General features: G+C 73.0%; 14 protein-coding genes and 1 pseudogene. 3 read left to right on the top strand and 12 right to left on the bottom strand.

The window, feature by feature from the left end:
• Positions 1 to 22: 22 nt before the first annotated feature.
• Positions 23 to 1,183: a glycerate kinase gene (locus H6X67_RS07275; RefSeq protein ID WP_249367269.1), complete on the bottom strand. Its 1,161-nt coding sequence runs from the start codon at positions 1,181 to 1,183 to the stop codon at positions 23 to 25.
• A 30-nt stretch (positions 1,184 to 1,213) separates the two neighbouring features.
• Entirely contained in the window at positions 1,214 to 2,620 is a 1,407-nt protein-coding gene (locus tag H6X67_RS07270) for a M20/M25/M40 family metallo-hydrolase (protein WP_249367268.1), read from the bottom strand.
• A gap of 40 nt (positions 2,621 to 2,660) precedes the next feature.
• Here H6X67_RS07270 and H6X67_RS07265 point away from each other — a divergent pair, with 40 nt between their 5' ends.
• Both H6X67_RS07265 and H6X67_RS07260 read left to right on the top strand, forming a co-directional pair.
• A complete protein-coding gene (locus H6X67_RS07265; RefSeq protein ID WP_249367267.1) occupies positions 2,661 to 3,275 on the top strand; it encodes a DUF3043 domain-containing protein in 615 nt (204 codons plus the stop codon).
• 133 nt (positions 3,276 to 3,408) lie between these two features.
• Positions 3,409 to 4,437 (top strand): aldo/keto reductase family protein, encoded by a 1,029-nt coding sequence (locus H6X67_RS07260; protein WP_249367266.1) that lies wholly within the window; start codon positions 3,409 to 3,411, stop codon positions 4,435 to 4,437.
• Here H6X67_RS07260 and H6X67_RS07255 read toward each other — a convergent pair.
• Complete coding sequence (locus H6X67_RS07255) at positions 4,385 to 5,704, bottom strand: MFS transporter (RefSeq protein ID WP_249375235.1); 1,320 nt, start codon at positions 5,702 to 5,704, stop codon at positions 4,385 to 4,387. The two genes, H6X67_RS07260 and H6X67_RS07255, sit on opposite strands and share 53 nt — an antisense overlap.
• The gene (locus H6X67_RS07250; RefSeq protein ID WP_249367264.1) at positions 5,701 to 6,747 is read right to left on the bottom strand and encodes a quinone-dependent dihydroorotate dehydrogenase; all 1,047 of its coding nucleotides are present in this window, start codon (positions 6,745 to 6,747) and stop codon (positions 5,701 to 5,703) included. The genes H6X67_RS07255 and H6X67_RS07250 overlap by 4 nt, the downstream gene beginning before the upstream one ends.
• A gap of 76 nt (positions 6,748 to 6,823) precedes the next feature.
• Here H6X67_RS07250 and ypfJ point away from each other — a divergent pair.
• Positions 6,824 to 7,524: pseudogene (ypfJ, locus tag H6X67_RS07240) on the top strand (KPN_02809 family neutral zinc metallopeptidase); the annotation flags it as partial.
• A 48-nt stretch (positions 7,525 to 7,572) separates the two neighbouring features.
• Here the strand turns inward: ypfJ and H6X67_RS07235 are convergent.
• The 8 genes from H6X67_RS07235 to H6X67_RS07200 all read right to left on the bottom strand — a co-directional run bounded on the left by H6X67_RS07235 (position 7,573) and on the right by H6X67_RS07200 (position 16,121).
• Complete coding sequence (locus tag H6X67_RS07235; RefSeq protein ID WP_249367261.1) at positions 7,573 to 7,959, bottom strand: metal-sulfur cluster assembly factor; 387 nt, start codon at positions 7,957 to 7,959, stop codon at positions 7,573 to 7,575.
• Positions 7,960 to 8,026: 67 nt separating this feature from the next.
• Positions 8,027 to 8,494, bottom strand: a complete 468-nt coding sequence (gene sufU, locus H6X67_RS07230; protein WP_249367260.1) for a Fe-S cluster assembly sulfur transfer protein SufU — start codon at positions 8,492 to 8,494, stop codon at positions 8,027 to 8,029.
• 2 nt (positions 8,495 to 8,496) lie between these two features.
• Complete coding sequence (locus H6X67_RS07225) at positions 8,497 to 9,837, bottom strand: aminotransferase class V-fold PLP-dependent enzyme (protein WP_249367259.1); 1,341 nt, start codon at positions 9,835 to 9,837, stop codon at positions 8,497 to 8,499.
• A 130-nt stretch (positions 9,838 to 9,967) separates the two neighbouring features.
• Positions 9,968 to 10,717, bottom strand: coding sequence for a Fe-S cluster assembly ATPase SufC (sufC, locus tag H6X67_RS07220; protein ID WP_249367258.1), 750 nt, complete (start codon positions 10,715 to 10,717; stop codon positions 9,968 to 9,970).
• Between the two features lie 42 nt (positions 10,718 to 10,759).
• Complete coding sequence (gene sufD, locus H6X67_RS07215) at positions 10,760 to 11,998, bottom strand: Fe-S cluster assembly protein SufD (protein WP_249367257.1); 1,239 nt, start codon at positions 11,996 to 11,998, stop codon at positions 10,760 to 10,762.
• A gap of 67 nt (positions 11,999 to 12,065) precedes the next feature.
• Positions 12,066 to 13,505, bottom strand: coding sequence for a Fe-S cluster assembly protein SufB (sufB, locus tag H6X67_RS07210; RefSeq protein ID WP_249367256.1), 1,440 nt, complete (start codon positions 13,503 to 13,505; stop codon positions 12,066 to 12,068).
• Positions 13,502 to 14,239 carry a helix-turn-helix transcriptional regulator gene (locus H6X67_RS07205; RefSeq protein ID WP_249367255.1) on the bottom strand — a complete coding sequence of 246 codons (738 nt, stop codon included), beginning with the start codon at positions 14,237 to 14,239 and terminating at the stop codon, positions 13,502 to 13,504. The genes sufB and H6X67_RS07205 overlap by 4 nt, the downstream gene beginning before the upstream one ends.
• Before the next feature lie 295 nt (positions 14,240 to 14,534).
• Positions 14,535 to 16,121: a glycoside hydrolase family 32 protein gene (locus H6X67_RS07200; protein ID WP_249375233.1), complete on the bottom strand. Its 1,587-nt coding sequence runs from the start codon at positions 16,119 to 16,121 to the stop codon at positions 14,535 to 14,537.
• Positions 16,122 to 16,141: the final 20 nt, after the last annotated feature.

Here is a 16,141-nt window from a genome sequence, read left to right as displayed (position 1 = left end):
CAGGGCACGCGGCCGGGCGCTGTCAGCGCGACCAGGTGCGGGCCAGCCGCTCCCCCATCGCCTCCAGCCGTCCGACGAGGGCCTGCGGCCCGCCCTCGTCCCAGGCGGGGTCCGCCGCGGCCGCCTGCAGCGGCGCGAGGGAGACGATTCCGGCCTCGGCCAGCTCGCCGCGCGGGACGAGGGACCGGCCGGTGACGAGCACGGCGGGCAGCGCGCTGCGCACGGCGGCCTGCCCGACGACGACCGGCACGCTGTCCGCCAGCACGTCGTAGGCCTCCCCCTGGGCGGTCACCAGCAGGTCCTGGGCACCGGCCTCAGCCTCGACCCCCAGGAGACGGGCCATGACCCGGGCACCGGGCAGGGCGCGGGCACCCAGGGCCCGCAGCACCATCGCCGCTCCGCCGCCGGCGCCAGTCCCCCAGGAGGAGACGGCGAGCCTGCGCTCCCGCGGCTGCTGCCCGGCCAGGAGGGCAGGCGCCCCCGGACGCGGCCCGTCGAGCCCGGTCACCAGCCGGGAGGCGGTGGCGCAGACGGCGCGGTCGGTCTCCTGGGCCTGCTCGGGGGCCAGGCCCGTGAGCCCGCTCAGGGCCTGCCCGGCACCGGACATGCCACCCAGGGAGACCCCGTCGGCGAGGGCAAGGACGACGTCGCGCCCCTCCATGAGACCGCGTGCGGCCGATGCACCGCCGAGGGCGTCGAGGAGCCCGGCACCGCCGTCGTGGACGGCGCTGCGGGCCAGCCCGATGACGAGGCTGTCCCCCGGCCGCGTGAGCCGCAGCGCCTGGGCGGTGGCGAGGCCGAGCCCGCCGGTGGTGCCCTCCAGCACCTCACGGGCGGCCACGGCCCGGTCCTCGGGCAGGCCCGCGAGCCGGGCGGCGTCGAGGAACCAGGCGCGGGCGGCGGGCCGGCGCTCAGGAGCGCCCGGGCCCGCTGCGGGCTCCAGGCGGATGAGGTCGGCCTCGCGGGGGTCCCCGAGGGGACCGGGCGCAGCGAGGACCCGGTGCGAGCGCACCCGCGCCGGCGCCACGGCCCGGGCGCTGCCGGGTCCGCCGTCGGGCAGTGGCAGGAGGGTGAGCAGGTCGTCCGGGCGCGCGCGGGCCCACCCGGTGGCCAGGGCCCGGGCGACGGCTCCGGCACCGAGCCCGAGGGCGGGCAGGGGCACGCCCCGGGGCTCGGGGTGCATGGGCCCGCAGGCGAGCAGGACCCGCACCGCTCAGGCCCCCAGGCCGTCCTGGCCCTCGAGGGCGCCGCCCAGGCGCGCCAGCAGCAGGGCCTCGGCGGTGACGACGCGCTCGAGGTCGCCCAGGTGCATGGACTCGTCCTCGCTGTGGGCGCGGGTGTCGGGGTCCTCGATACCGGTGACGAGGACCTGCGCCTGGGGGAAGGTCTCCTTCAGGGTGGCGATGAAGGGGATGGAGCCACCCTGGCCGATGTCCACGCAGTCCTCACCGAAGGCCTCGGTGAGCGCCCAGCGGGCGGCCCGGCCCGCGGGGCTGTCGGAGGAGCCGTCGAAGGCCGGTCCGGCCTCACCCGAGGACAGGGTCAGGCGGGCGCCGAAGGGCACGTGCGCCTCGAGGTGCGCGGCCAGGGCCGCCAGGGCGGCCTGCGGGTCCTGTCCGGGGGCGATGCGCATGGACAGGCGGGCGGTGCAGGAGGGGGCCAGGACGTTGCCGGCCACGCTCAGGGGGGTGACGTCCATGCCGGTGACGCTCAGGGCGGGCTTGGTCCACAGGCAGGCGGTGAGGTCCCCGGTGCCCGCCAGCCGCACGCCGTCGAGCACGCCGGCGTCCGCGCGGAAGTCCTCCTCCGGGTAGCCGGGGAAGTCGGCTCCGGCGCGGGGGCGCGAGACGAGGCCCGCGACAGCGACGTCGCCGGCCTCGTCGTGCAGGGTGGCGACCAGGCGGCACATGCTGGTGACGGCGTCGAGGACGGGGCCGCCGTACTGGCCGGAGTGCAGGGCGTGGTCGAGCACGTCCAGGCGCACGTCCACACCCACGACGCCGCGCAGGGAGGTGGTGAGCGCGGGCACGCCGACCTTCCAGTTGGAGGAGTCGGCGACGACGATGACGTCGGCCTCGAGCCGCTCGCGGTGGGTGCGCAGGAAGCTCTCGAAGGACGGTGAGCCGATCTCCTCCTCACCCTCGATGAAGACGGTGACGGTGCAGGGCAGCTCGCCGTCGCCCAGCTCGTCCAGCAGGCGCAGGGCGTGGACGTGGGCGATGACGCCGGCGCCGTCGTCGGCGGTGCCGCGACCGAAGAGGCGCTGCCCGCGGCGCTCGGCGGTGAAGGGGTCCGCCTGCTGCCACAGAGCGGGGTCGCCGACGGGCTGGACGTCGTGGTGGGCGTAGAGCAGGACGCGGGGGGCGCCGTCGGGGCCCTCGCGGTGGGCCAGGACGGCCGGGCGGCCGGGCACGCCGTCGGGGCCGGTGACGCTGAGGACCTCGGCGTCCAGGCCGGCACCGCGCAGCAGGCCGGCCACGTGCTCGGCGCTGCGGCGGACCTGGTCCTGGTCGTGGGTGGGGGCGGACACCGAGGGGATGGCGACGAGCTCGGTGAGGTCGTGGACGATGTCCTCGAAGGAGGAGCGGACGAGGGAGCGCACGGTGTCGACGGTCAGCATGGTGTGCAGGGTAGCGCTCCCGAGCCGGTAGCCTGTGCGGGTGAACCTGTTCAAGAAGGACAAGGGCCAGGCGCCCGCCCCGTCGTCCGCAGCCGTCGAGAGCACGAGGAGCGTCGGCAAGGGACGCCCGACGCCCAAGCGCAAGGAGGCGCAGGCGCGTGGCCTGCACCCGGTGGTGCCCGCGGACCGCAAGGCCGCCAAGCGCGAGCAGCGCGCCCGGGAGGACGCCGCCTGGGAGCGCCAGCGCATCGCGATGATCACCGGCGACGACCGCTACCTGCCCGTGCGGGACAAAGGACCGGTGCGTCGCTACGTCCGTGACTACATCGACGCGCGCTGGTCCCTGGGCGAGCTGTTCCTGCCGGCCTCGCTGCTCATGCTGCTCGTCATCGTGGGCCTGTCGATCCGCTCGACGACGATGATGGCGACGATCTCCTTCTGGGTGCTCACCGCGATCTACGGGCTGCTGGCCCTGGCGCTGGTGGACGCCGTGTGGTGCTGGTACCGCGTGCGCGGCCAGCTGTACAAGAAGTTCGGGCGTGAGGAGGTGCGCGCCAAGGGCATGATCGCCTGGTACGTGTTCGGCCGCTGCTTCACGACCCGCCGCTGGCGCCAGCCCAAGCCGCAGGTCGGGCGGGGGCAGTTCCCGTCCTGAGCGGCAGGTCCGCCCGTGTCACGGGCCCGTCCACCCCGGTGGGCGGGCCCGTCGTCGTACCGGTGCCCTCGAGGGGCTCCTCACCGCACGGAAACCCTCGTGGCCCGACGCGCGCACCGTCTAGGGTGGCCGTATGGTCGCTTACCGCAATCTCGGCAGCTCCGGCCTGCGCGTCACGGAGATCACCTACGGCAACTGGCTCACCCACGGCTCCCAGGTGGAGGCCGACACCGCCATCGAGTGCGTGCGCACGGCCCTGGACCTGGGCATCACGAGCTTCGACACGGCGGACACCTACGCCAACACCAAGGCGGAGGAGGTCCTGGGGCGGGCGCTCAAGGGGCAGCGGCGCGACGGCCTGGAGATCTTCACCAAGGTGTACTTCCCGATCGACGCCAAGGGCGCCAACGACTCGGGGCTCTCGCGCAAGCACATCCTGCGGGGCCTGGAGGGCTCGCTGCGCCGTCTGGGCACGGACTACGTGGACCTGCTCCAGGCGCACCGCTTCGACGACTCCACCCCGCTGGAGGAGACGATCAGCGCCTTCGCGGACGTGGTGCGCTCGGGCAAGGCCCTGTACGTGGGGGTCTCGGAGTGGACGGCGCAGCAGATCCGTGCGGGCCAGGAGCTGGCGACGCAGATGGGCTTCCGCCTCGTGTCGAACCAGCCGCAGTACTCGATGCTGTGGCGCGTCATCGAGGCCGAGGTGGTGCCGGCCTGCGCCGAGCTGGGGATGGGCCAGGTCGTGTGGTCGCCGATGGCGGAGGGCGTGCTCTCCGGCAAGTACCTTCCGGGTGCGCAGCCGCCGGCCGGCTCGCGCGCGACGGATGACAAGGGCGGCAGGCGGATGATCGCCCACTGGCTCCAGGAGCGTGTGCTCACCGCGGTGCAGGGCCTGCGTCCGGTGGCCCAGGAGGCGGGCCTCACCATGGCGCAGCTGGCGGTGGCGTGGGTGCTGCAGAACCCGAACGTCTCGGCAGCGCTCGTGGGAGCCTCGCGCCCGGAGCAGCTGGTGGAGAACGTCAAGGCCTCGGGCGCCGTGCTGGGTCAGGACGTCATGGACGCCATTGACACGGTGCTCGGCGAGGTCGTCGAGCGGGACCCGGCCCTCACGCGCTCGCCGTCGCGCAGGGCGGAGCAGGAGGCCGCGAGCCGCGCCTGAGCGGCAGGGCCCGGGCGCCGACGACGACGAGCACGAGCCCGGCGGCCACGGCCGGGGCGTTGCCCGCGTGGAGGTTGTGCCCGAGCAGCCCGGTGACGACGCTGGCGGCGGAGACGCCGAGGATGTTGGCGGTCGCCCCGAGGGTCATGAGGCTGGTGACCCGCCCGCCCGCCGCCTGCGCCTCGAGGAGGGTGTAGGCGGTCACCAGCGTGGTGCCGACGCCGGCGCCCATGAGGAGGATGACCGCGACGGTGGCCGCTGTTGCGGGGACCGTCATGAGGGCGGCGGAGCCGACGGCGACGAGCAGGCCGCCGGTGACCATCTTCGTCGCGGGGCTGCGGGGCCATGACGGGGTGAGCAGTCCGGCCAGGGCGCTGGTCAGTCCCATGCTGCCGTAGACGGGGCCGGTGAGCCCGGGGGTGCCGTGGGCGGTGTGGACGGCGGTGAGCGCGGTCTGCGTGGTGCCGAAGACGACGCCGACGGCGGTGATGGCCAGCAGCACGGGGGCCAGCGACCGCCAGGGCGTGCCGGTGGTGGCGGCCCCATCAGGGCTGGCAGGGCTGACAGTGCTGCCAGGGCCCCTGCCGTCGGCGGGTCCGCCACCCGGGCCGGTGGGAGGGGTGCGCCGTGCAGGGCCGAGCAGGCCGGGGCGGCTCAGCAGCCAGGCGATGAGCAGCCCCTCGCCCACCGCGGTGCTCACCATGAGGCCCGCCATCGCCCCCTGGGCACCGAGCAGGGCGACCAGGGCGCCCACGCTCACGGGCCCGACGACGAAGCTCACCTCGTCAGCGGCCGACTCGAGGCCGAGGCCGGAGCGGATGATCCCGAGGGAGCGGGAGGGGTCCTCCTCACGCCGTGAGAGGGCGGACCACGTGGCCCGGGTGATGGACCCGGCCTGCGGGTTGGCGAGCCCGACGAGCCCCGCGCAGGCGAGCACCACCGTGCCGGGAAGAGGCCGATCGAGGCACACGAGCACCCCCGCCAGCCCCGCCACCTGCAGGAGCACGGCGCCGGCCAGGACGGGCACGGGCCCGTAGCGGTCGACGAGACGACCGATGACGGGGGCGGACAGGGCGGTGCCGAGCCCGACGGCGGCCACCGTCGCCCCGGCGAGGGCGAGCCCCCGGCCCGAGGCGGAGACGATGAGCAGCAGCCCGAGCTGGTTCATGGCCGCGGGCAGCCTGCCGAGGAAACCGGCCAGGAGGAAGGAGGCTCCCGCGGCCGTCACCAGGGTGCGCAGCCCGGTGGCCGTCCCCCGGGCGCTCACCGGGCGCGGCGGGTGGTGGCCAGCGCCCGGTTGAGGCGGCCCGGCCAGGCGGGGCCGTTGTAGATGAAGGCCGTGTAGGCCTGGAGCAGGTCCGCCCCGGCGTCGAGCATGAGCTCGGCGTCCATGACGGAGGAGATGCCGCCGACACCGATGATGGCCGGCTCCTCCCCCAGCCGGGCGCGCAGGCGGCGCACGACCTCCAGGGAGCGTGGCAGCAGCGGGGCGCCGGACAGACCCCCTTCACCGAGGTCGTGGTCGATGGTCGTGTTCGTGGCGACCACGCCGTCGAGCCCCATGTCGAGCACGAGGTCGGCGACGGCGTCGACGTCCTCGTCGGCGAGGTCCGGGGCGATCTTGACCAGGAGCGGCACGTGGCGGTGCGCGGCGGCGTCCGCCGCCTCGCGCACGGCGGCGAGGATGGGGCGCAGCGTCTCGACGTCCTGCAGGGTGCGCAGTCCCGGGGTGTTGGGGCTGGAGACGTTGACCACGAGGTAGTCCACCCAGCGGGCCACGCGGGAGGCGGAGTAGCGGTAGTCCTCCACCGCGTCGGCGAGGGCGACGGCCTTGGTCTTGCCGATATTGGCCCCGACGACGATGCTGCGCCCGCGCACGCTCGAGCGCAGCTCGCGCAGGCGGCGGGCGGCGGCGTCCGCACCGTGGTTGTTGAAGCCCATGCGGTTGCGGATGGCGCGCATGTGCGGGTAGCGCCACATGCGGGGCTTGTCGTTGCCGGGCTGCGGCTGGGCGGTGAAGGTACCGACCTCGACGAAGCCGAAGCCGAGCATGTCCATGGCCTCGACGACCTCGCCCTCCTTGTCCATGCCCGCGGCCAGGCCGAGGACCCCGGGCACGGGCCGGGCGAGGGGGCCGCCCTGGTTGCTGCTGGGGACGGGGAAGGCCGGGCGGCGCCCGAAGGCCTGGCGGATGACGTCGCGGGCGAAGGGGACCCGCTGGGCGACGCCGAGGCCGCGCACGACGACGTCGTGGATGACCTCGGGGTCGATGCGAGTGAGCACGGTCGAGTACAGCAGGTGGTAGAGCACGGCACCAGGGTACCCGCGCCTATGCTGGGCGGGACCGACGGCCCAGGTGCCGCCCCTCTCCCCGACGCGAGGCCCCATGTGCACCTCCGGCCAGGCGGCCAACGACCACACCCAGTGCCGAATGGTCTCGACCGCCGAGTCGCTGGACGCGGTGTGGGGCGAGCAGCTGGCCGCCCAGACGGGCACCGCCTACGCCGCCCCCGACTTCCACCTGTGGGACGGCACCCGGATCAGCTCGGCCTGCGGGACGGCCTCCTCCGCCGTCGGGCCCGGCCCTTCTACTGCCCGGGCGACTCCACCGTCTACCTCGACATGAGCTTCTTCAGCCAGATGGAGTCCGTGCTCGGGGCCGCTGACACCCCGCTGGCACAGGAGTACATCGTCGCCCACGAGTTCGGGCACCACATCCAGAACCTGCTGGGCACGATGCGCGCCGCCGACCGCTCCGGCACCGGAGCCACCAGCGACTCGGTGCGCCTGGAGCTGCAGGCGGACTGCTACGCCGGCGTGTGGGTGCACTACGCGGCCTCCACCGTCGACCCGGACACGGGGGTGCCCTTCCTGGTCGAGCCCACCCGGGAGGAGGTGCGCACCGCGCTCGACGCCGCCGAGGCGGTCGGTGACGACCACATCCAGGAGCGCTCGGGCAGCCAGGTCGACGCGGACTCGTGGACCCACGGCTCCTCCGAGCAGCGCGTGCGCTGGTTCACCGTCGGCATGGAGCAGGGCTCGGTGCAAGCCTGCGACACCTTCGCGGTGGCCGGCTCCGGGCTGTGAGCCGGAGCGCAGCGGGGCGCCGTCACCGCGGACGGCGCCCCGCGTCACTCAGACGTTGAAGCCCAGGGCGCGCAGCTGCTCGCGGCCCTCGGGGGTGATCTTGTCCGGGCCCCACGGCGGCAGCCACACCCACTGGATGCGCACGTTGTCCGCGATGAGGGCCAGGGCCTGGGAGGCCTGCTCCTCGATGACGTCCGTGAGCGGGCAGGCCGCCGTCGTCAGCGTCATGTCGAGGACGACGGTGCCGTCCGGCTCGATGTTGACTCCGTAGAGCAGGCCGAGGTCGACGACGTTGATGCCGAGCTCGGGGTCGATGACGTCGCGCAGGGCCTCCTCGACCGCGGCGACGTCGACGTCAGCGGGGGCGGCGGGCACGTGCTGGGCGGCCATCGGGTTGTCGGTCCCGGCGGGGTCCGGGGCGGTGGTCTCGCTCATGGGTTCTCCTCACGGTGGTGGTCTGTGCACAGTATGGCGCAGGCCGGCCGCCCAGGGTCAGGGTCGCTCACAGGCCGTCGGGCTCCGGCAGGGCGGCGCCGGCCTGCGCGAGCGCGTCCTTGAGGGCCATCCAGCCCAGCAGGGCGCACTTGACGCGGTTGGGGTACTTCGAGGTGCCCTCGAAGGCGGCGGCGTCCTCCAGGTCGTCCAGGACCGCCTCGTCCACGCCCTTGCCGCGCGAGTGCATGAGCGCGTCGAACTCCCGCTCCAGGCGTGCGACCGTGGCCAGGTCGGCGCCGTCGACGAGGTCGTGCATGATGGAGATCGAGGCCTGGGAGATGGAGCAGCCCTCGCCCTCCCAGCCGACGGCCTCGACGCGCCCGTCCACGACCCGCACACCGAGGGTGACCTCGTCCCCGCAGGTCGGGTTGACCTGGTGGGACTGGGCGTGCGGGTCGGTGAGCGCTCCGGCGCCGTGGCGCTCGCGCGAGTGGTCGAGGATGACCTGCTGGTAGAGCTGGTCGAGGTCGTTCATGCTCACCTTCCGAAGTAGGGGCGGACGGAGTCGACGGCCCGCAGGAAGCGGTCAACCTCCTGGGGGGTCGTCGTCGGGCCGAAGGATACGCGCGAGGAGGAGTGGACCCCGAAGGCGGCGTGGATCGGCTGGGCGCAGTGGTGCCCGGTGCGCACGGCCACGCCGGCGGCGTCGAGCACCTGCCCGACGTCGTGCGGGTGGACGCCCTCGACGCTGAAGGCAATGACGCCCAGCCGGTCGGTGGTGGCCGTGGGGCCCAGGACCCGCACCCCCTCCACGATGGAGAGCCCGTCCAGGGCCCGCTGCGTGAGCACCCTCTCCCCCGCGTGCAGGCGGTCCAGCCCCAGCGAGGCGAGGTAGCCGGCGGCGGTGGCCCAGCCGGCGGCCTGGGCCAGGGGCTGGGAGCCGGCCTCGAAGCGGGCGGGGCCGGGCATGTAGGTGGAGGACTCCATGGTGACGACCTCGATCATGGAGCCTCCGGTGAGGACCGGGGGCATGGCCTCGATCAGCTCCTCAGTGGCCACGAGGGCGCCGATGCCGGTGGGGCCCAGCATCTTGTGGCTGGACAGGACCATGGCGTCGACCCCGGCAGCGGCCAGCGCGGCGAAGTCGAGGGGGACGTGCGCGCCGGACTGGCAGGTGTCGAGCAGGACGAGGGCGCCGACGGCGCGCGCGGCCGCGAGGACGGCCCCCAGCGGGGTGAGCGCGCCGGTGACGTTGGAGGCGTGGGTGAGGGCGATGACGCGGGTGCGCTCGGTGACCACGCGGGCCACCGCCTCGGCGCCGGCGTCGACGCGGCCGTCCTCGGTGAGGTCGAGCCAGCGCAGGCGCGCGCCGGTGCGCGCGCACAGCTCCTGCCAGGGCACGAGGTTGGCGTGGTGCTCAGCGCGGGAGACGAGCACCTCGTCGCCCTCGGCCAGGACCAGGCGGCGCGAGGGGTCCCCGTCACCGGCGCCGGCGCCTCCGCGGGCGGCGGGGCGCCCCGCGCTGGCGTGGCCGATGGCCAGTGCCACGAGGTTGACGGCCTCGGTGGCGTTCTTGGTGAAGACGACCTGGCTCGCACGCGCTCCCACGAGGGCGGCGACGTCCTCGTGGGCGTCGTCCCAGGCGGCCGTCGCCTCGTCGGCGATCTGGTAGGTGGAGCGGCCCGCGGCCCCGTTGCTCATCCGGTAGAACTCGGCCTCGCGCTCGATGACGCAGGCCGGCTTCTGGCTGGTGGCGCCCCAGTCGAGGTAGGCGAGCTCGAGCCCACCGCGCGCGGGGCGGTCGAGGTAGGGGAAGTCGGCGCGCACGGCGGCGACCTCGTCCTCGGTGAGGGGCTGGGCTGCGCTCTGCTGGCTCATGGGCGTGGTGCCTTCACTGGTGGTGGGGCCGAGGGTGTGCGGGGCCGGTGGCGGCCCCGCACGGGGAGGGCCTGGCGGGCTGGCTCGGGTGGGACCGGGCCGGGAGGACGGTCGTCTGCCGGCCCGGGCCTCACTTGAGGAAGCGGTCGTAGCCCTCCTCCTCCAGGCGGTCGGCGAGCTCGGGGCCGCCCTGCTCGGCGACACGGCCGTCAACGAAGACGTGCACGTGGCTGGGCTTGATGTAGCGCAGGATGCGCGTGTAGTGGGTGATGAGGAGGAAGCCGGCGTCGGAGGCCTCGTGCAGGCGGTTGACACCCTCGGCGACGATGCGCAGGGCGTCGACGTCGAGACCCGAGTCGGTCTCGTCCAGCACGGCGAAGCGGGGTGCCAGCAGCTCCATCTGGAGGATCTCGAAGCGCTTCTTCTCACCGCCGGAGAAGCCGGCGTTGACGTCGCGCTGGGAGAAGGACTCGTCCATGCGCAGGCGCTCCATGGCGCCCTTGACCTCGCCGACCCAGGAGCGGACCTTGGGGGCCTGGCCGTCGATGGCCGTCTTGGCGGTGCGCAGGAAGCTGGAGACGGTGACGCCCGGGACCTCGACGGGGTACTGCATGGCGAGGAAGAGGCCGGCGCGGGCGCGCTCGTCGACGCTCATCTCGAGCAGGTCGACGCCGTCGAGCAGGACCTGGCCGTCGGTGACCTCGTAGTCGGGGTGGCCGGCGATGGAGTAGGCCAGGGTGGACTTGCCGGAGCCGTTGGGGCCCATGATGGCGTGGACCTCACGGGAGTCGACGGTGAGGTCCACGCCCTTGAGGATCGGCTTGGGGCCGTCGTTGGTGGCGACCTGGACGTGGAGGTTCTTGATCTCGAGGGTGCTCATTGTTCGCTTTCGGTGCTAAGGGTGACGTCTGGTGGGGCGGGCTCAGGCCTGCTCACGGGCCTCGATGAGGCCGGAGAGCTCGAGCTCCTTCTCGATGGCGGCCATGAGGGTCTCCTCGACCTCGGGCACGCCGATCTCGGTGACGATCTCGTTGAAGAAGCCCAGGACGACGAGGCGGCGGGCCTCGACCTCGGGGATGCCGCGGGCGCACAGGTAGAACAGCTGCTCGTCGTCGAAGCGGCCGGTGGCGCTGGCGTGGCCGGCCCCCTCGATCTGGCCGTTCTCGATCTCGAGGTTGGGGATGGAGTCGGCCTTCGCGCCCTCGGTGAGGACGAGGTTGCGGTTGAGCTCGTAGGTGTCCGTCCCCCGGGCGGCGGCGCCGATGAGGCAGTCGCCGACCCACACGGCGTGGGCGTTGTCCCCCTGGAGGGCGCCCTTGTAGGTCACGCGCGAGTAGCAGTGGGGCTCGGTGTGGGCGACGTAGGGGCGGTGCTCCTGGTGCTGGCCGGCGTCGGTGAAGTAGACGCCGAAGGCCTCGATGCGCCCGCCCTCGCCGGAGAAGCCGAGGTCAGAGCTGATGCGCACGTCGCCGCCCAGGGAGACGACGACGTGCTTGAGGCTGCCGCCGCCGTGGACGCGCACGCGGTGGTTGGAGGCGTGGACGGCGTCGTCCTGCCAGTCCTGCACGGTCACGAGGGTGAGCTCGGCCGTGGGCTCGACGACGACCTCGACGGTCTGGGTCAGGGCGGCGGTGCCGGTGTGGGACAGCACGACGGTGCCGCGCGAGCCCTTGCGGGCGCTGACGAGCAGGTGGGAGGCGGCGGGGCGGGCCAGGCCCTCGTCACCGGGCTCCTCGTGGCCGGTGGTGGTCACGCGCACGGCGCGCTCGAGCTCGGCACCCTCGTCGAGGCTGACGCAGGTCGCCGTCTGGAAGGCGGCCCAGGCGACGACGCCGGCGCGGTCGGAGGGGGCCCCGACGGTGCCCAGCCGGGCGTCGTCGCGGGCGACCTGCTCGACGGTGACGCCGACGGGGGCATCGACGTCGACGCTCACGGAGCCGGTGGTGGTGCCGGCGGTGACGGCCTCGAGGTCGAACAGGGGCCTGAAGCGCCGCATGGGGGTGAAGCGCCACTCCTCCTCGCGCCCGCGCGGGACCGGGATCTCGGCCGGGTCGAAGGAGGTGGGGCGCTCAGCCCGGGAGGAGACGTAGCGGGCCTGCGGGGCGCCGTGGGAGTGGGCTCCGTCGAGGGCCGCCCGGGAGTGGTCGGTGGACAGTGGCATGGAGTGTGCTCCTTGGCCAGGGTGGCTGGCAGGTCGGTGGGGTGAGACTGTGGGAGGGCCGGTGGCGTCAGCCGACCGAGTTCTCCATCTGGAGCTCGATGAGCCGGTTGAGCTCGAGGGCGTACTCCATGGGCAGCTCCCGGGCGATCGGCTCGACGAAGCCGCGCACGATGGTGGCCATGGCCTCGGTCTCGGTCAGCCCGCGCTGCATGAGGTAGAAAAGCTGGTCCGCGCTCACCTTCGACACGGTGGCCTCGTGGCCCATCTCGACGTCGTCGGTGCGCACGTCGACGTAGGGGTAGGTGTCGGAGCGGGAGATCTCGTCCACGAGCAGGGCGTCGCACAGGACGTTGGACTTGGAGTGGCGGGCGTTCCTCATCACCTGGACGAGGCCGCGGTAGCCGGAGCGCCCTCCGTGGCGGGCCACGGACTTCGAGACGATGTGGCTCGAGGTGTGGGGGGCCATGTGGACCATCTTGGCTCCGGTGTCCTGGTGCTGGCCGGCGCCGGCGAAGGCGATGGACAGGGCCTCGCCGCGCGAGTGGGGTCCCATGAGGTAGACGGCCGGGTACTTCATGTTGCGCTTGGAGCCCATGTTGCCGTCGATCCACTCCATGGTGGCGCCCTCGGCGCAGGTGGCGCGCTGGGTGACGAGGTTCCACACGTTGGTGGACCAGTTCTGGATCGTCGTGTAGCGCACGCGGGCGTTCTTCTTGACGATGATCTCGACGATGGCCGAGTGCAGGGAGTCCGTGGAGTAGATCGGCGCGGTGCAGCCCTCGACGTAGTGCACGTAGGAGTCCTCGTCGGCGATGATGAGGGTGCGCTCGAACTGGCCCATGTTCTCCGTGTTGATGCGGAAGTAGGCCTGCAGCGGGATCTCGACGTGGACGCCCTTGGGGACGTAGATGAAGGAGCCGCCGGACCACACGGCCGTGTTGAGGGCGGCGAACTTGTTGTCGCCGGCGGGGATGACGGTGCCGAAGTACTCCTGGACGAGCTCGGGGTACTCCTTCACCGCGGTGTCGGTGTCGACGAAGATGACGCCCTGCTTCTCCAGGTCCTCGCGGATCTGGTGGTAGACGACCTCGGACTCGTACTGGGCGGCGACGCCTGCGACCAGGCGCTCGCGCTCGGCCTCGGGGATGCCGATGCGGTCGTAGGTGTTCTTGATGTCCTCGGGCAGGTCGTCCCAGGAGGTGGCGGGGCGGTCCGTGGCGCGCACGTAGTACTTGACCGAGTCCATGTCGAGGTCGGACAGGTCCACGCCCCAGGTGGGCATGGGCTTGCGCTCGAAGATCTCGTAGGCCTTGAGGCGCTTGGCGAGCATCCACTCGGGCTCACCCTTGATGGCGGAGATCTCCCTCACAACCTGCTCGTCGAGCCCGCGCCTGGCGTTGGCGCCGGCCTCGTCGGAGTCGTGCCAGCCGAAGTCGTACTGCGTCGAGATCGAGTCGATGATCTCGTCGTCAGTGGGACGCGGCTTGTCGGTCGTGGGTGCGGTCATCGGGTTCCTTCCGTTCGCTGGGGCCGGTGGCCCCGCGTGTCAGATGCGGCTGCCCTCACGGCGCGCTTGCGCAGTGCGGGCATGGCGATGGGGACGTGGGTGGTGCACACGTGCGCGCCGCCGGCGAGGGTGGCCAGGCGCTGGACGGGCACGCCGAGCAGGCGGGCGAAGGCCTGGGTCTCGGCGTCGCACAGGGCGGTGAACTGGCCGGCGACCTCTCGCACGGGGCAGTGTCCCTGGCAGAGCTGGACGGCGAAGGAGCCGTCGCCGACGTCGCGGATGGAGGCGGCGTAGCCGTCGAGGGTGAGGGCGTCGGCCAGCGCCTTGGCGCGGTCGGAGGGGTCCTTGCCCGCGGCCTCGACGACGGGCATGTAGCGGCGCTCGAGGTCGCGTCCGCGCACGGCGGCGAAGGAGTCGACGGCCTTCTCCCCGGCGACCTGCTCGAGGTAGGACAGGGCGCGGTTGGCGATGTCGGAGTAGCCCTCGGCGAAGGAGGCGTGGGCGCCCGGGGTGGCGACGTAGTGGCGTGCGGGCCGGCCGCGGCCGCGCTTGCCGAGGGCGGCGGGGGCGCGGACCTGGATGTCGCCGGTCTCCTCGAGGGCGGTGATGTGCCGGCGCACGGCAGCGGGCGTGAGGGAGAGGACCTTGGCGAGCTGGGCGGCGGAGACCGGCCCCTTCTCGACGATGAGGTCGAGGACCTTGGCCCGGGTGGACTCGTCGTCGGTCTGCCTCATGGCCGCTCCTCCCTGGTGTCGTGCTGCGGTGGCGGGACGGCCGGTTGCGGACGTCCCTTAGCGAATCCCACTTTAGCCAAGAAGAGCCTGCCGATATTCACACCAGGCGGAATCCGCCCCGGGAAGTGACGTGGTGTCCAGCACGCTTACCAATGAGAAGGTCGACTTATGCAGGTTTGCCTTACCAATAGGGGTGTGGCGCACCCGTCCGCCCCCTCACACGTGCGAGCGGGTCCGACACCGACCTGTCGGACCCGCCCGTGTCACCCGAGGTGCTCGCCCGCGAGCGCGGGCGTCACCTGGGGTCCTTCCACACGATGTTGCTGAATCGTGCGGTGCCCCCGTACGCGTACAGGCGCACGTGCTCATCGCCCTGACGGAAGTACACCTGCTGCGACAGCACGGTGAAGCCCGCGTTGACGAAGACCTCCACGCTCTGACGGTCGACCAGGATCCTCAGCCGCACGTGCCTGGCCGCCGGGTCGATCGGAGCCTCGGCCTGGCGGTAGGGCAGGAAGGAGCACTCCGGGATGTCGCTGGGACCGCGGTCCACGTACACCCGCCCGTTGAACACGCCGACATTCGTGTGCCGGGAGTCGTCGGCGTTGCTGCCGACCGCCACCCCGACATTCGTCGCCTCGTCCCAGTCGATGTCGAGCTCGAGCGAGTACGCGCGACCGGTGCGCGGCAGCGCGATCCTGCCGGTGACGTCCTGGTCCGCGATGCGCACCGCACCACCGAAGGCGGCCTCGTCGAGGGCCGCGGCAGGTGCGCTCAGCAGCGTGTACCAGCCTCCGGGCTGTCGTGCGAGGGTCAGCGACCGCACCACGGAGTTCTGCCCGTTGTACCCGTCGCTCGTGTCGGTCGGCACGTCGCGCGCCGCGTACTTCCAGTTGTTCATCCACCCCAGCGCGAGCCTCCTGCGCTCGGGGTCCGCGGGGTCGGGCCAGGTGACGGCCGCGTACCAGTCCCACCCCCAGTCGAGCCACTGCGGGTTGCGCGTCGCCGTCGTGAAGCGGGTGCCGTCCCAGTCGCCGACCCAGTACGCGTAGGTCATGGGCAGGCCCGCGCCGTAGGCGTCCATGCTGGCCGCCAGGACCCAGTGCCGCGTGCCGTCGTCGGCGGTCATGCGGAAGATGTCGGGGCACTCCATCCCGCCGAGGTCGGCGACGGTGCCGTCGAGGTAGTCGAAGTTGGAGCTCCACCGCCAGGAGCGCAGATCGGTCGAGGTGTAGATCGAGGCGTACTTGCGGCGTCCGATGACGCAGACCCACTGGGACCGGTCCTCGTCCCACACGACCTTGGGATCGCGGAACCACTCGGCGTTCTCGATCTCCTCGGGCGACTGCGCGGCGTCGCCGTCGAGGTTGACGATGACCGGCGCGTCGTGGCGGGTGAAGGTGCGGCCGTCGTGGGACCAGTACAGGTACTGCTCCTGCTTGCGGCGCACGCCCCCGGTCGGCTGGGTGGCAAGCACGACGACGGCGCCCGCCCCGAAGCCCGCGGTGTTCCGCTCGTCGACGACGGCCGACCCTGTCCACACCGGGAACCCGGGCTGCAGGGGGATCGCCACCGAGTTGTCGCAGAAGTGGACGAGGTCCGTCGTCGTCGCGACGTCCCAGCCGCCGTCGCCGTAGTTGGTGTCGGAGTGGAGGTAGTACAGCCATGTGCGTCCGCGGTACTGGATCGGACGCTGGGGGTCGCAGAGCCATCCCCGTGGCGGGGTCATGTGGAACACGGCGCGCTGCGACGCCGGCGCCGCGTAGGCGGTGGCGCCGGCGCCCGCTGCCGCCACCGAGCAGACCCCGGCGAGCTCGAGCACCGTGCGTCGTGACACCACGGGGGCGGCGAGGGGACGGTCATTGTGCATGGGCAGGGACACGGTTCTCTCCTTCGAGACGC

The organism is Actinomyces sp. AC-20-1 (assembly GCF_023369555.1).
GTDB lineage: Bacteria > Actinomycetota > Actinomycetes > Actinomycetales > Actinomycetaceae > Actinomyces.
Note: the sequence above shows the minus strand (reverse complement) of the source record. Positions and strands in the feature narration are given on the sequence as shown.

Bases quoted from the DNA above. Each gene is read 5' to 3' on its own strand.
- H6X67_RS07205 (WP_249367255.1), bottom strand. From the start codon at position 14,239: ATGAGGCAGACCGACGACGAGTCCACCCGGGCCAAGGTCCTCGACCTC.
- sufB (WP_249367256.1), bottom strand. From the start codon at position 13,505: ATGACCGCACCCACGACCGACAAGCCGCGTCCCACTGACGACGAGATC.
- sufD (WP_249367257.1), bottom strand. From the start codon at position 11,998: ATGCCACTGTCCACCGACCACTCCCGGGCGGCCCTCGACGGAGCCCAC.
- H6X67_RS07270 (WP_249367268.1), bottom strand. From the start codon at position 2,620: ATGCTGACCGTCGACACCGTGCGCTCCCTCGTCCGCTCCTCCTTCGAG.
- sufC (WP_249367258.1), bottom strand. From the start codon at position 10,717: ATGAGCACCCTCGAGATCAAGAACCTCCACGTCCAGGTCGCCACCAAC.
- H6X67_RS07235 (WP_249367261.1), bottom strand. From the start codon at position 7,959: ATGAGCGAGACCACCGCCCCGGACCCCGCCGGGACCGACAACCCGATG.
- sufU (WP_249367260.1), bottom strand. From the start codon at position 8,494: ATGAACGACCTCGACCAGCTCTACCAGCAGGTCATCCTCGACCACTCG.
- H6X67_RS07260 (WP_249367266.1), top strand. From the start codon at position 3,409: ATGGTCGCTTACCGCAATCTCGGCAGCTCCGGCCTGCGCGTCACGGAG.
- H6X67_RS07225 (WP_249367259.1), bottom strand. From the start codon at position 9,837: ATGAGCCAGCAGAGCGCAGCCCAGCCCCTCACCGAGGACGAGGTCGCC.
- H6X67_RS07275 (WP_249367269.1), bottom strand. From the start codon at position 1,183: ATGCACCCCGAGCCCCGGGGCGTGCCCCTGCCCGCCCTCGGGCTCGGT.